General features: G+C 56.6%; 16 protein-coding genes and 1 pseudogene. 11 read left to right on the top strand and 6 right to left on the bottom strand.

Annotated features, from left to right (window positions below; genetic code table 11):
• Positions 1-72: 72 nt before the first annotated feature.
• Complete coding sequence (locus ACLBKS_RS03535; RefSeq protein ID WP_410191400.1) at positions 73-978, bottom strand: hypothetical protein; 906 nt, start codon at positions 976-978, stop codon at positions 73-75.
• Positions 979-1,330: 352 nt separating this feature from the next.
• Here ACLBKS_RS03535 and ACLBKS_RS03530 point away from each other — a divergent pair, with 352 nt between their 5' ends.
• The 4 genes and pseudogenes from ACLBKS_RS03530 to ACLBKS_RS03515 all read left to right on the top strand — a co-directional run bounded on the left by ACLBKS_RS03530 (position 1,331) and on the right by ACLBKS_RS03515 (position 6,592).
• Positions 1,331-4,045 carry a Mu transposase C-terminal domain-containing protein gene (locus tag ACLBKS_RS03530; protein WP_410191399.1) on the top strand — a complete coding sequence of 905 codons (2,715 nt, stop codon included), beginning with the start codon at positions 1,331-1,333 and terminating at the stop codon, positions 4,043-4,045.
• A gap of 2 nt (positions 4,046-4,047) precedes the next feature.
• Positions 4,048-5,253, top strand: a complete 1,206-nt coding sequence (locus ACLBKS_RS03525; protein WP_410191398.1) for a hypothetical protein — start codon at positions 4,048-4,050, stop codon at positions 5,251-5,253.
• Positions 5,234-5,710 (top strand): annotated as a pseudogene (locus ACLBKS_RS03520) (TniQ family protein); the annotation flags it as partial. The gene ACLBKS_RS03525 and the pseudogene ACLBKS_RS03520, both read left to right, overlap by 20 nt.
• 108 nt (positions 5,711-5,818) lie before the next feature.
• Positions 5,819-6,592, top strand: coding sequence for a hypothetical protein (locus ACLBKS_RS03515; protein ID WP_410191446.1), 774 nt, complete (start codon positions 5,819-5,821; stop codon positions 6,590-6,592).
• Between the two features lie 64 nt (positions 6,593-6,656).
• Here the strand turns inward: ACLBKS_RS03515 and ACLBKS_RS03510 are convergent, their stop codons facing one another.
• The 3 genes from ACLBKS_RS03510 to ACLBKS_RS03500 are packed head-to-tail and all read right to left on the bottom strand — an operon-like array spanning position 6,657 to position 8,360.
• A complete protein-coding gene (locus ACLBKS_RS03510) occupies positions 6,657-7,475 on the bottom strand; it encodes a metallophosphoesterase (RefSeq protein WP_410191397.1) in 819 nt (272 codons plus the stop codon).
• Positions 7,472-7,894, bottom strand: coding sequence for an HAD domain-containing protein (locus tag ACLBKS_RS03505; RefSeq protein ID WP_410191396.1), 423 nt, complete (start codon positions 7,892-7,894; stop codon positions 7,472-7,474). Before ACLBKS_RS03505 ends, ACLBKS_RS03510 begins: the two co-directional genes overlap by 4 nt.
• Positions 7,895-7,907: 13 nt before the next feature.
• Entirely contained in the window at positions 7,908-8,360 is a 453-nt protein-coding gene (locus tag ACLBKS_RS03500; RefSeq protein ID WP_410191395.1) for a hypothetical protein, read from the bottom strand.
• 271 nt (positions 8,361-8,631) lie between these two features.
• Between ACLBKS_RS03500 and ACLBKS_RS03495 the strand changes: the two genes are divergently transcribed.
• From ACLBKS_RS03495 to ACLBKS_RS03465, 7 genes are all read left to right on the top strand, one after another.
• Positions 8,632-8,904, top strand: coding sequence for a DUF433 domain-containing protein (locus tag ACLBKS_RS03495; RefSeq protein ID WP_410191394.1), 273 nt, complete (start codon positions 8,632-8,634; stop codon positions 8,902-8,904).
• Positions 8,901-9,116 carry an antitoxin Xre/MbcA/ParS toxin-binding domain-containing protein gene (locus ACLBKS_RS03490; RefSeq protein WP_410191393.1) on the top strand — a complete coding sequence of 72 codons (216 nt, stop codon included), beginning with the start codon at positions 8,901-8,903 and terminating at the stop codon, positions 9,114-9,116. Before ACLBKS_RS03495 ends, ACLBKS_RS03490 begins: the two co-directional genes overlap by 4 nt.
• Positions 9,116-9,961, top strand: a complete 846-nt coding sequence (locus ACLBKS_RS03485) for an NAD-dependent deacylase (protein WP_410191392.1) — start codon at positions 9,116-9,118, stop codon at positions 9,959-9,961. Before ACLBKS_RS03490 ends, ACLBKS_RS03485 begins: the two co-directional genes overlap by 1 nt.
• A gap of 44 nt (positions 9,962-10,005) precedes the next feature.
• A complete protein-coding gene (locus ACLBKS_RS03480) occupies positions 10,006-10,611 on the top strand; it encodes an HAD family hydrolase (RefSeq protein WP_410191391.1) in 606 nt (201 codons plus the stop codon).
• Between the two features lie 232 nt (positions 10,612-10,843).
• The gene (locus ACLBKS_RS03475) at positions 10,844-11,269 is read left to right on the top strand and encodes a helix-turn-helix domain-containing protein (RefSeq protein WP_410191390.1); all 426 of its coding nucleotides are present in this window, start codon (positions 10,844-10,846) and stop codon (positions 11,267-11,269) included.
• Positions 11,270-11,428: 159 nt separating this feature from the next.
• Entirely contained in the window at positions 11,429-11,683 is a 255-nt protein-coding gene (locus ACLBKS_RS03470; RefSeq protein ID WP_410191389.1) for an AbrB/MazE/SpoVT family DNA-binding domain-containing protein, read from the top strand.
• A complete protein-coding gene (locus ACLBKS_RS03465) occupies positions 11,677-11,874 on the top strand; it encodes a type II toxin-antitoxin system PemK/MazF family toxin (RefSeq protein WP_410191388.1) in 198 nt (65 codons plus the stop codon). Before ACLBKS_RS03470 ends, ACLBKS_RS03465 begins: the two co-directional genes overlap by 7 nt.
• 333 nt (positions 11,875-12,207) lie before the next feature.
• On the opposite strand, the gene ACLBKS_RS03460 is transcribed toward ACLBKS_RS03465, so the two are convergent.
• Both ACLBKS_RS03460 and ACLBKS_RS03455 read right to left on the bottom strand, forming a co-directional pair.
• Positions 12,208-12,747, bottom strand: a complete 540-nt coding sequence (locus tag ACLBKS_RS03460) for an ImmA/IrrE family metallo-endopeptidase (protein ID WP_410191387.1) — start codon at positions 12,745-12,747, stop codon at positions 12,208-12,210.
• Complete coding sequence (locus ACLBKS_RS03455) at positions 12,744-13,049, bottom strand: helix-turn-helix domain-containing protein (RefSeq protein ID WP_410191386.1); 306 nt, start codon at positions 13,047-13,049, stop codon at positions 12,744-12,746. Before ACLBKS_RS03455 ends, ACLBKS_RS03460 begins: the two co-directional genes overlap by 4 nt.
• Positions 13,050-13,311 lie beyond the last annotated feature (262 nt).

The following is a 13,311-nucleotide window of genomic DNA, read 5'->3' as shown; positions in this document are numbered from 1 at the left end:
TGGATACCGCTGCGATTTTTCACAATTCCCTGGATGTCTGCAGCTTGCAGATTTGAGAATTTTTCGGCCTCTTTACCACTCTGGAAATTTTTGACGCCCTACCTGATTCAGCCATCTTGTCATTGTGGACCGATCCGGGCGCGGGAGCTCCGATAGATGTGGATTCACCTGAGCCTCCCATTCATCTCTCCGATTCCTGATCGCCCTTTCGAAAAATTTCACTTTTTCATTGGAGCCAGGTTCAATTATCAAAAGCTCAGCCAAGCGAAAGCACATGCCTCTCAGGATCAACAGCGCAGACTGTTGCTTGGGAAACTGAAATCCTGGATCTTTGACCAATTTTTTCAGCATGGAATTCACTCCAAGAATAGCGTTGACAAATGCACGTATGTCTTGAGCTAGATATCCAGAGCGCGCTTCGATCAAACAAACGGCGACGCCGTCAAGTCCATCGATCAGACCCCAAGCCACTTGAAGACTTTCGTCGCTTTGCTCGATTTTCCAGAATGGAAGCTCAGTCGCATCCAGTACTTTACGTGGACCTTTCTCCTCATCAAGCAGAACAGTAATCCAATCTCCAAAATCCTCGACGAAGTCCATCCAGACAAACTCGTTCATGGACAGATAGATCTCTCTTAGACGTTTGGGCCACAGCAAGCGATCAAAGTCCATCAGTTCCCAGAGTGGGTGATAGAAGATTTCCGCCGTTCCTGGGTAGACCCGATCGAGACGCACGATCAAGCTGGATTTGGCACGCTCCTGTGAACCCTGCGGCATCACGTCCCCACGCAAGTAGCGGGGCCAGAGCCCACTGGACAGACGAAGTCTCGGATGGGCTTTTGAAATCAGTCTCTCAAACTGATCGGCCTGCACGGCACCGCTGGCCACCATTACATGATGACTCCATGCAATGACGCGTAGTCGCTGCAACAGCGGGGTTGCAGGTCGGCCACGCTTGGATGCGATTTTCCGTTCCAAGATTCAGGAAATAAATTCCTATTTTACTTCCTTTCCGTCTATCGACCGTTGACGAAAAAAAGAGCTGTCGTAGTTTGGTTCTTGCCACGGCGATTGCTGTGGTGTCCGCGCTTTTCGGCCGGGCTTCACCAACCGCCACGCAGGAGCAAGAGCACACACAAGGACAGCCAGAAATAAAAAAGCCCAGGTCCGGCAAGACCCAGGCTTTTTCCCTCAGCCGTCATAGCTTCGGTAGTAGGAACGATCCAAGTATATGACTCCTGTCGCACGCGTCAAGTCGTGCGCAGAGGGATTCTTTTGCCTGTCGATTTGTAGAGTTCTCAGCGACCGCGTGGCATTTCAGGAGTCTGAAATGTCATCTCAAGAGCAATTGGCGGACCTGTTCCGCCGGCGTCGACTAAGCGCCGACACCATCGCCATGATCCAGCACATCCGGCAGAGTCCGCCCTCGCGGATTCTGCGCAGCGGCACGCACAACGTCGTGACGCACTACACCAGCCGCAAGATGGGCTGTGTGATCAAGGCGGAAGCAAGGCGCACAGAGTTGGCGGCAATCTTCCAGTGGGACCATGACGATGTCACCCACGAGTTCTACGACCAGCCGCCGGCGATCAAGAAGATCCGCGATCTGGGCAATGGGCGCACCAAAAGTCACTTGTACACACCCGACTTCTTCCGCATCGCGGAAAACTTCGTGGGCTGGGTTGAATGCAAGCCAGAAAACTGGCTGCAGGAACAAGCCACATCACCCTCACCCCAGTACATCCGAGACATGACTGGTACCTGGCGATGCCCGGCAGCCGAGCGCTTTGCGCATGAATACGGGCTGGACTTCGCGGTCCGCTCGTCGGTCGAATCGGATCCCATCGTCATTCAGAACATTTCCGATCTCTCCGATTACTACCGCGAGGACTGTCCCGAACCGACGATTGTCCAACTGAAGCATATTCAAGTGGCCATGCGTGATGGCTGGTGCTGGCTGCGTGATCTCCTGACATGCGGCGAGGGACCGATGGCCGACGCAATCTACAAGCTGATCGCCGACGAACAACTGCACGTGGATCTGCGCGTGGCATCTCTCATGCGTGAGCCGCACAGGGTACGGGTGTTCAGGACTCGTGCCCTGCTCGAGTCCGCTGATATCTGGTTTGAACCGCTGCTCGCTACGTCGAGCACCGCAATCCGTTGTGTCACGCCGACGCCTGGTTCGGCCGTCCTCTGGGACGGGTCGGCTTGGGAAATCGTCAACGCCGGAGACACCGAAATCTTTCTGCGCAGAAAGAATGCGGATGGAAAGGAATGCGTCCAACGCCTGCCCGTGGCCGACTTCGAGCAGTTAGTTGGAACCGGATCGATCGCTGGAACGACCGCGATTGCGAATCCACAACTCGCCGCCGCTGGCGCTCGGTTGTGTCGGGCCACGGCCGAGGATATCCGCTCGGCCATGCACCGCTACTACTGCATCCATCCTCAGCTATGCCCGCCCACGGAAAGTCATCTCGCCTGTTCGAGGGCCATCCGAAAGTGGAAGCGACTCGCCCAACAAGGCCTGGTTGACTATGGGAATGAGTTTGTCGGGCTACTGCCTCAGATCCATGACCGGGGCAACCGCGCGCGTCGACTTCCTCCACGCGTGCTTGAAATCATTCATGAGGTCATTGACAAAGAAGTTCAATCCAGCACTGCTCCGGGAAATTTCAACGCATGGTCACTGGTTGTCAACTCCTGCCGCAAAGAGGGCTTGATGTTGCCAAGCCGCAAGACCTTTGCTGCTGAGATTCAGCGAGTGACAACGCCAGAGGCACTGAAGAAGGCTCGAGAAGGTGAAAAGGCAGGATACAACTTGGAAATTCCCTTCCTCAGCCTGGAGCGAGATACACCCAAACACGGTACTCGCCCTTTCGACATTGCCCACATCGACCATAGCCAGCTCGATTTGCAGTTGGTCAATGAGGCTACAGGCACGCCCATGGGAAAGCCGTGGCTGACAGTCATGATTGATGCCTACACACGGGTGATCCTGGCTTGGGTGCTGCTCTTTGTTGAGCCCAGCTACCGATCTTGCATGCTGGTTCTGCGTGACTGTGTGCGGCGACATCACCGGCTGCCACGGACTCTTGTCTCTGACCAAGGACGGGAATTCCTGGGAACGTACTACGAGCAATTTTTGGCCATCTTCGGGGTCAACAAGCGATCTCGTCCAGCCAGCCAACCCCGCTTCGGCAACATCATTGAACGTGTCTTCGGAATCCAGAACTCGCAGTTCACGCATGCGTTGATCGGCAACAACAAAGCTCTTCAGTCGCCGCGGAGCATGTCTCCAACTCACGATCCGCGCACCTTAGCAGTCTGGAATCTGCGTGCCTTCAGAGAATCCTTCGATGGCTATCTTGGAGAGGTCTATCACCAGTTGGAGCACCCAGCGCTAGGTATCAGTCCATCGATCGCCATGGAAACAGGCATGGTGCAGTCGGGCGAACGCAGTCACACCCTGATTCCCTACGACCGGAATTTCCTGATCCTGTCCATGCCCACGAATACCAAGGGCACGGCTCGCGTTCAGCGCGACGGGAGCATCAAAGTCAACCGGATCGACTACTTTTCCAACGCTCTGCTGGACTACGTCGGCCAAGACATTCCTGTGCGGTACGACCCGTTCGATGTTTCCCATTCCTATGCCTTGGGGAAACTCGGATGGATTGAGGCCACGAGCATGTATCGCAACGAACTGGCAGGCCGCTCCGAAAAAGAGATCGAAGCCATCTCCCAAGAGATCAATGAGGTCAAAAGGCGCGATGGCATTCGGGAAAAAGACCGTGCTGCCCTTCTGGGCGCCTATCTCGAGAAGGTTCGCGGCCGCGAGGCGAACCTGAAGCTGGCACTCCAGCGCGTGCGTGATCAGGAGTTGCGCTCCTCCGATCAGGGCGTCGGCCTGGTTACGGGATCGCCAGACATCAGCGACACCCTGTTGCCATCGCCGCAGCCCCAACTCTATCTGCCTTCTGACGATCAGGCTACCGACGTCGATTTCGACTCTATTTCGCAAGAACAATTCAAGGACTTCTGACTATGAAAATCATCACCCCGGCATTTGACTCCAAACTCCTGAGCGCGTCCGCCGAAGAAAAAATCGACTACTTCAAGAACAAGATCGTCCGTCACCCCCGCCTTGAGCAGTCCTACAACCTGGCGCGCGAATGCATCGATTTCAGCGACAAGGGCGAAATCGTCTGGATCGTCGGCCCCGTCGGTGTTGGAACTTCCCAGATCGGGCGAAAGCTCTGGAGCGACAGTCGCCACACCGTTTCGGAGCTCGATGAAGGTGATATTTCCGCCTCAAGATCTCCATGCATTGCCGTCACTGCGCCAGACCACGCCGATCGCATCGACACGAAGTACTGGACCCGTTTGCTGGGGGATATCTTGCATGCACACGGAGACATCCTGATCGACCGCAAGATGTATGTACTACCGAATCAGTTCACTCTGACGCATCCCATTCCCTACGTGGATCCGCGAAACCGGGACTTCGACGCGTTGAAGTACGCAGTCATCAGCATGATGCAGCACCGCCAGACCAAGCTGCTTCTGATCAATCAGGCGGACCGCTTGCTGCCCGAGTCTCATCCAGGTGGGTGCTTGCGCAGCCTACAGATCCTCAGGGATCTGGCCGCACAGACGGATGCTCGGATTGTCCTCATCGGCAGCTATCAATTGGCTCACGCCGCCTGCACACGAAACAACTGGCTGCACCGCCAGCAGACCGTTCACCTGAGGCGCTACGACCACAAGAATCCGCAGGAGTTCAAATCCTACGCTCAGGCCTTGATCAATCTTCTGGCTGAAATGCCAATCGAGAATCGGCTGGAAGCTCTCAGCGTAGAAGCCGCAAAGGACCTTTGCATCAGCACTGTGGGCTGCGTTGGAACGCTGAAGAGAGCCTTGACGCAGGCATTCCAGCATGCGCTGCGCACCGGCGAGAAGATGACCGAGGACTTCATCCTTCAGTTCGCTCCCTACAACAAAGTGGCCTTGGAAATTGCAGAGGACGCAAGACGTGGCGAACGCCTCTTCCTCGATGTTTCCCTGGACGAAGTCCGGAATGTTCTGAATGCCACGACTGCCGAACCGACACGTGGGATCAGGAATGGTCCCGGCAAACCTATTCCGAAAAAAGCCACGGGATCTCCTGGTGGGATCAGCCAACGCCGCATCGGGGAACGCAACTCGAGCCGAGACCCGTCTGGAGGTGCCCATGACTCACAGCACCCTTGACCCCTTCGAGGCTGAAACCAGTATCGTCATCCCACCGACCCTTTATGCACTCAGGAGTGAAGGTTCTTCGCAGGCTCCTGAAGGCCTGCTTTCCTGGGTTGTCGGGTTGGCCCAGGCGCATTGCCTGGGCCCGCGGACGCTCGTGAAATACCTGCTGGAGCAGTCCGAACGCCATTCGGACTTCTGGAGCGATACGGCCTTCTTTGAGCGGCATTGCGCCACGGTCAATGGCTTGGGCAGGTACGCCCTCACGATGCTGGATGCCCTGGGCAGGCCGCCACCGTCCAAGGCGCAGTCCATGACCCTCCTGGGGTTGGGCCATCTGCTGCCTTTCAATGGAGAAGGCCTGCTGGCCAGAATTCCCCGCTGGTGCCCGGCTTGCTTGTGTGACCAAGCCCGAAAGGGGCAACGACCGCATCACCCCTTGGTGTGGTCGTTCGAACACTACCGGGTCTGCCATGTGCATCAAGGGTTCATGAGCGAGCGATGCCCAGCGTGTGGCGCAGAGCAAGCGTTTCTGCCGATCTACCCCAGTCTTTTGCACTGCAACGCCTGCGGAGAATCCATGATCGTGCGCCCGCCGGGTCCCGCCGATCTGGAAGTTGCCTCCACGCAAGAGGAAATCTCGGCCTTTGATCGGTGGTCGGCCAGCGCCCTCGTCGACCTGGTTTCTCGGATCCCTGAGCTTCAGCGCGCCGGCAGCCTGGCACAGATGCAGCAGAACCTGATGGACCTTGCCGCTTCATTGACCCTGGGCAACCGCAAGGGGCTCTGTGAAGCACTTGGGCTGCAGCCCAGGGCAATCAATGGCTGGCTCAACAAGGATGAGCGCCCCTCCTTGGGCTTGCTACTTCGGTTCTGCCATGGCGTCAACCTGCTTCCAGGGGATCTGTTCTTGGCCAATGACGCTATTCGGCACGCGGAGCTTCCAAAGCCGGCCCAGACGCCATCGAGGAATCGTCAGGAGCGGCCGATGCTGGGCTATCGGCAACGCGAGATGCTGGAGAGGCAGTTGGACCTGATTCTGGAGAACCCCTCAGACTACCGTGGCCTGGCTGCGGTCGCCCACCAGTTGGGCCTCAGCAGGCACGCCCTGAAGTACTGGTTCCCTGCCCAGTCGAAAGAGATCGTGCTGAAGCGCCGCTTGGCCGAGTCCCGAACTCTGGAACGGCGCTACCGGACTGATCACGAGTACCTCCAGCAGGTCATCGCCGAACTTGCCGCGTCCCGGGTCTATCCGAGCCGGCGCAAGGTGGAGCGCAGGCTCAACCAGCGCCAGCTCTCCTTGATGCGGCCAGACCTGTACATGGCGTACAGGCGTCGTTTGCTAAGCCTCTGACGGGCACGGCCCTCCCCGGAAAAGACACTCATCCCCACACAGCAGTTGCCCAGCAACAGAGGGGTCAGATGGTGATCAGCAAGTCGGGATTCCAGCCCGCGTTTTCGAAAACGGCCTGCCCCATGTCCTGTGGCTTCTGTATCTCCGGACCATTCTGGATGTATCCCGTCGGATTGGACACGACTCTGCAGCTGCCGACCTGGTAGTCGAAGTTGTCATGGCAATGCCCATGCAGCCACAAGTCGGCCTGGAACAAGAGCGGCGTGAGGTCGCTCACAAAGCACCCGTTGAGCGCGTCCCCGACAAAACGCCTGTGCACACTCAGCGGATGCGGTGCATGGTGCGTGATCACGACCGTCTTGCCTTCAAACGGCTTGGCCAGCTCCACCTCCAGCCAGCTCCTGCTGGATAGATGCGCATCCAGCGTCTGTTGAGGGGTGAGCAGGCCCGTGTCGGTCTCGATGCGGTAGTAGTCGGTCATGTGCTGGCCGCCCTCCCGCATACTCTGCTCTTGCGTGAGTCCGCGCTGCCGAAAGTCCGTCCACAGCGTCGAACCCAGAAACCGCACTCCACCCAGCACCAGCTCATCGTCGTCCAGGAAATGGATGCCGGCCTCTTTGCAGGCCTGGCGCAGCTTCAGCCGCGTCTCCTCCCACTTCTGGGCGTAGAACTCATGGTTGCCCGCCACATAGATGACGGGGACGGGCCAATCGCGGAAAACGTTGACCGCCTGAATGCCGCGGTGGATGTCCCCTGCCAGAACCAAGACGTCGGCATTGGGCACAGGCTGGATGATGGTCTGTAGGTGGAGCAGGCTGTCATTCCCACCGGAAACCTTGACCAATATTTCCAGATGCAGATCAGAGGCGAGCTGAATCTTCATGCTAGCCACTGACGCAGTGCGTCTTGAACGCGGGTTTCAGACAGTCCCCGTCGCCCATCGCACAGGATCAGCTCAGTGGGCGGAGGATTTGGAAACTCACGGGCCTGATCATCCAGGATTCTGAAGGACTTGATCCAAGGGCGGCCTTTTGTCCAGTCCTGGATTGACGGCCATCGATTCAGCGTCGGTTTGGTGACACCCAGACAGACGTCTTTGCCCAGACCCAACCGCGCGAGAAGGAACTCGGGTGAGGAAGTGCACCGATGCGACGTGTGAAGCACGATCCTGAGATCGGGGTGACCTCCGATGAGATCTTTCAGGATGGGTAACCAGACGAACTCACGCATGCTGGTGGCCGGGCCCGAAGTGGCATGCAGAACGCCATCAAAGTCCAGGAACAGGATCTTTGCTTCTGTCATCGTTGTTTGGAAGTCATCGAAAGGTGAGACCGACTGACACGCCTTCAAACGCCTTGGGAGCACGCATACGCAGCAGGCGAAGGAAGGGATCCGTGATCTCCACAGCCTGGCCTCGAATTCCGTCCAACCAGACGCCAAAGACGTAGGAGGCATCGACATCATGCCAGCTGGGTCCATGGACCCGGTAGATCCGCCCCGAAGACGACGTAAATGTCAAAGCCTCCAAGGCCACGCTCTTGATGGATGAGCAGACTCGACCTTCATCGGTACGGATATTGCGCCCGATCAAGTGTCGCGTCCTTCTTCCGTCAGGCCAGCGAACACGGTAGAGCTTCCAGTTCACAAGGTCTGTTCTCGGCTCCTGACTGACAGGGGCAATGCCATGCACGCCTCCGCGGGTCAGATAAAGCACCAAGGGGTCGAACACCTCATCTTTGTCTGGGTGTAGCTCTTCCTTTTCGCTCACATCACACCTCCTGTGTCCAGGGTAGCCCTCTTCACTGGCCGTAGAACGATGGATCAGATTCTGAAAGCGGCAAACGCTTCAGGCAACGAATCCCATGCGTTCTACTCGGAACATTTATGCTTCCCAACAAATAGCTTCATACTGGGAGGGAGGTATTTCAAGAGCCGATTCGACGCCAGGACCAGCTGCGAGCTATGGCGCATGAATCCTCTCTTCGAATTGCCAGGGCGCGGCGCGCTGAAGCTTCGACTCTCAGTGGGGCATTAAAACGATGATCAGCGTAGATCCTGATGTGATGGGCGGACTGCCCTGTTTCTCCGGAACACGGGTTCCCATCGACAACGTTCTTGGCTCCTTGGAGCAAGGCGTGGACGTCAATCGCCTGTATGCGGCCTATCCATTTATGACGGCTGAACACATCTTGGCAGCGCAGCTCTATGCGGCATCGCACCCGCGGAACTGGCCGTCAAAGAGACTCAGCGACACCTACCCTGGCGCATATCCGGTGAGCATGCTCACGCTTCAACGCATCCATCGATCATGAAAGAACTATCTGGCGAGCGGCATGACTGGGATGTAGACCAGCTGTTTGCCTTTGCCAAGGAAGTTTTCGGGACCAAAGAGAAATCCCAGGAGTGGATGCGCAGCGAAGTGGTAGCCTTGAGAAGCGGTAGGCCCATCGACATGATGAGTACTCCTGAAGGTCGCAAGTGGGTCAGAGACGTCCTGGAAAAGATCCAGGAAGGATTTCCTTGATGAAGACGCCGCGCCAGCCGTCCCTCGTCGTTTTCACCGGCGCAGGCATCTCTGCCGAAAGTGGCCTCGCCACCTTCCGGGATGCGAACGGCCTTTGGAACAACCACAGACCCGAAGACCTCGCCAGCATCCAGGCGTGGAGACGCGATCCGGCGCTGGTGCTCGAGTTCTACAACCAGCGCTGGGCACAGCTTCAGACGGTCCAGCCCAACTCTGCCCACTACGCCATCGCGGGGCTGGATCAGGCCTACGATGTGACCGTCATCACCCAGAACGTGGATGATTTGCATGAGCGCGCCGGCTCCACAAAGATCGTTCACCTACACGGCGAATTGATGAAGGTCTGCGAACAGCACGACAAGGGCGCAACCTACCCCTACGCAAAACCTCTGAAAGTCGGTGACCTGGGACCTACCGGACGCCAACTTCGACCGTTCATCGTGTGGTTCGGAGAAGAGGTCCCGCTGATGCCGTTGGCACAAGAGATCGTTTCCAGGGCAGTCGTCTTTATCGTCATCGGCACGTCGTTGAATGTGTACCCGGCAGCAAGCCTGGTCCACGACGCCAGGCGGGCCTCGCCTAAGTTCCTCGTCAACAAGGAACATTCATTGGGCAACCTGGGTTTGGATCGCGATGGATTCGAGGATTGGACGGTACTGATCGGACCGGCCACAGTGGGAATGGCCGATGTGAAGCGCTCGCTTCTGACCAAGCTAGGCACGCCAGACTTGCTGGATCGAAGTCAAGCAGTCCAAGAAGTGCTGCGGCACATGCAAGATAGAACGCCCTCATTGCCCGTATCCGATGCCGAACTCAAGGGCTTGATCGAGAAAGGGCGAGACTGAGTTGGGCACCAGCGTGACCAGGCACTCTCGAAAAACTCCAAGACATGAGCAAGGGCATCATTGCACTTGACGCCGACGGCGTGCTTCTTGACTACGGTCTGGCCTATGCCAGTGCCTGGAAAAAAGCATTTGGCGTGTATCCCCTGGAACGGGACCCATTGGCCTACTGGCCAATAGATCGGTGGCAGGTGGAGCGCCTGGAAGGTGATCGGCTGACCCAGTTTCGCAGCGCCTTCGACTCGAACTTCTGGGCGTCTATCCCACCGGTGCCAGGAGCCGTCGAAGCGTGTCAGTCGCTCGCAAGCGCAGGATTCGAGTTGGTCTGCGTGACGGCCCTGCTGGACGATTTCCGCACAGCACGCGAGCGCAACCTGCAGGCCCATGGGTTTCCAATCGACATGGTGCACGCGACGGACAACCTGGCAACGCCCATGAGTCCGAAGGCCGATACCCTGAACGCACTCAGGCCGGTCGCGTTCGTCGACGACTATTTGCCTTACTTCGTCGGCGTGGATGCTGGCATCCATCGGGCACTCATCACGCGCGAAGTAAAAGGTTCTCCGAATACTGGTGGGCTGCTGGTCCACATCGACTCTCAGCACAAAGACCTCTTGGCGTTTTCCCGTTCATGGATAGCCGAACGGAAATGAACAGTCGTGTTTTAAGGGGATTCCAGCCGACACTACTATCAAGGGAAAGCGACACAGACCTTTATGCCTTGCAAACCTCCCAGGCTCTGTGCTTTGATTTTGAGACAGGTTCTAGGCAATGCCCGTCGACCTTGACGTAGAACTTCGCCACTGTTCAATTCGAAAGCTGCCACCAGTTGCCACCCGTTTGGTGTTCTGTAACATTGCTCGCAATCCAACCGTTGGGATTGACATGACAAACATTACAAGCCTCCTGAAATCAGAAATCTCTCGCCTCGCTCGAAAAGAAGTCCGCTCCGAAATTGACAGCCTCAAAAAGGCCGCCGCTCATTACCGCACTGATATCGCCGCGCTCAAGCGAGCCTTGGCCGCGCAGGAGAGGCTAATCAATCGTCTTCGCAAGAGTGAAAATTCAACCACCAATGCGGCGTCAGACGAGAACCTAAAGCTGCGTTTTCGTGCGGCCGGCTTTGCCAGCCTGCGTAAGAAGCTAGGCTTATCAGCGGCCGAGATGGGAAAGCTACTGGACGTATCACTTCAAACCATCTACCACTGGGAAAAGGGACAAGCCAAGCCCAGGGCCAGCCAACTGCAAGGTATCGCCGAAGTTCGGAAACTCGGAAAGCGCGGCGCGGCGGCAAGGCTGGCTGAAACCTAATTCCTTGACTTCTAGCCGAGTTTGAAGAGCAACGAGTCCGGCAAGCGGCTTAGATCTGACTCCCGGCGGTCTAGCTGCAGGGGCTCACTCCAAATTTTCATCCAAAGTTGACCCACGTAGATCCACCTCTCCGACCATTAAACGCGGGGGAAGCTAGCCATGCACGTAACCATCCGCGCCATCGGCAACAGCAAGGGCGTCGTCCTGCCCAAGCCCATCCTGGCGCAAGCCGGCCTGGAAGAGGCGACTAATGCCGAGATGACCGTCGAGAACGGTGCCATCATCCTGCGCAAGCCCGCCCAGCCGGCCCGCGACGGCTGGGCCGAGGCAGCCAAGAAGCTCGCGGCCGATGGCGGCGGCGAACTGGTGATGGGCGAGTTCGGAAACAAAGGCGACGCGGAGCAGGTGTGGTGAAGAGCGAAGACTTCTGGATCGTGAACTTGGACCCGACCATCGATAGCGAGGTCAAGAATTCACGGCCTTGTGTCGTGGTGTCGCCGGCCGATCTGCACGACCACCTGAAGATCGTGATCGTGGACCCAATGACCGCCAGGGACTTCGCGGCGCCGTTCCGCGCTCCGATGACGCAGCGGGCATTAAGATAGCGAGGGGGAAACGCCTCGATGCTCACGTACCATGCGGACATCACGTTCCCGGACCTTGGGTGAAAACTGGTTCGACTTCTTGCTCACGGCTCAATCCTTGCAGAGAAAAGAGCCTCCTCAAAAACCGGGGCGGTTCATCATGAGTTCCGCGCGGAGGCAATGGCAGCTACGGAACCATTTCTACGCGAACAAAGTCTGGCCGTTGAACTCCGACTCTCCTCGCCATGGAGGTCTCGTTCTCGCGTAGCTTTCTGCCTTCAGCAAGCGCTGCTTGCTCCCGTTCCCTAGACCACGCGATAGCTTCAGCTAAGAGGCTTGGGGTCTCAACTTCCATCAGAAGTCATCATCATCGGGAGATGCTACTAACCCAAGATTGACCAAGCGATATTCCATCGCCTTCTTACTCACGCCAAATGATCGAGCCATTAACTCAATCAATGCTGATCGCTGACTACATGACTTGGATAGTTGGTCCAAATGAGAAACAACTTCATCCCTGGGCATTAGTAATGAGGCAGCAAATTGATTGGCTTCAATTTCTTGCTCGTCAATTGCAAGCGACGATGTGGCACTCCGTCTATTGACTACCTGCTTGTCAACGAAGATTTCTCCTTCATGGGCAAGTATGAGGTGTCCACATTCGTGTGCAATTGTGAAACGCCTACGTACCAAACTATCTTTCTGATTGATAGCGATAGTTTTTAAACTCCCTCGACGTATCAAGATTCCGGATAGATCGTCAGCAAAGTTATCCTCAACGATCTCAGCCCCATGAGCCAGTGCAATGGCGATTGGATCCACCGGAATACTGTGTTGTCCGGCCGTTTCCCTCGCATTTGCTGCCTCTCTCTCGATTACGGCACGTGATTTCATTCAGAAATACTCCGATGTTCAAGAATTCGAGCAATCTTCTTCAAATCATCACTCTCTAGTATGTGAGCCAAGCTATTAAGTGCGGGCGCAGCCACATCGCCAACCAATTCACCCAAACTTACCCCCAAGGCGCTGCTTAATGCGACAGCTTGATGAAGCGCCACCGCCTGACGCCCAGCCTCAATAGCTGCTACGGTTGGTCGCCCCATTTGCGTCAGCTCACCGAGTCGCTCTTGGCTAAACCCAAGAATGCGTCGACGCTGGCGAACATTTCGCCCAAAGCACTGATAAAGCTCTTCCACCTGGGTAGCCTACTATTTCACCAACAAAATGTCAATAATGCTGACATTTTTTAGTTATCCACAGCCTATTAAAAAGCAGATGCGACCATGGATGGAAAATTGGCAGTCTCTGTGGTACAGTGCCAACCATTGCAAGGGCCGCTAAATGCAACAAGGGCCGGAACCCGAAGGCCCCGGCCCTTGCTCCGTCAAAGTAAGCACTTGGCGGCATGTCAATCAGCTCAAGGCGGATCTTCACGGCAGTCTGGCAGGACAGCCTTGG

It is taken from the genome of Hylemonella sp. W303a (genome assembly GCF_046452315.1).
Lineage (GTDB): Bacteria > Pseudomonadota > Gammaproteobacteria > Burkholderiales > Burkholderiaceae_C > Hylemonella.
This window is presented reverse-complemented; position numbering and strand designations above follow the sequence as displayed.